Origin of the sequence: Salinicola socius (genome assembly GCF_001937195.1) — a bacterium.
Classification (GTDB): domain Bacteria; phylum Pseudomonadota; class Gammaproteobacteria; order Pseudomonadales; family Halomonadaceae; genus Salinicola; species Salinicola socius.
In genome coordinates this window covers 1-496 of the sequence record NZ_MSDO01000052.1, presented here as the reverse complement: position 1 = coordinate 496, position 496 = coordinate 1, and the positions used below count along the sequence as shown (strand labels likewise).

General features: G+C 64.1%; 1 protein-coding gene. It reads left to right on the top strand.

The genetic code is table 11. The annotated features are described in order from the left end of the window. Window positions 1-496 (top strand): Ig-like domain-containing protein (locus BTW07_RS18640; RefSeq protein ID WP_167369287.1); only part of this gene is annotated, 496 nt, incomplete at both ends.

Genomic DNA, 496 nt, shown 5'->3' with positions numbered 1-496 from the left:
TCACCGGTACCAACGACGCCCCGGTGGCCGTCGCCGATATCCAGACTACCGGCGAGAACAGCGTTCTCAGCGGGCAGGTTCCGGCAGCGACCGATGTCGATGGGACGATCGCCGGTTACGACCTGGCGACGGATGTCGGCACTGGCAATGGCAGCCTGACGTTCAATGCCGACGGCTCCTACACCTTCGCCCCCGGCACTGACTTCGATGGTCTGGCCGCAGGCGAAAGTCGCGACGTCACCTTCAGCTACACCGCCACCGATAACGATGGCGGCGTCAGTGCACCGAAGACGGTCACCATCACCGTCACGGGGACTAACGATGCGCCGGTCGCTCAGGCAGGCACGGCCACGACGGAAGAGAACAGCGTTCTCAGTGGGCAAGTTCCAGCAGCAAGTGACGTCGATGGCACCATCGCCAGCTACGCGCTCGACACCGGCGTAGGTCAGGGCAAAGGCAGCCTGACGTTCAACGCCGACGGCTCCTACAGCTTCGC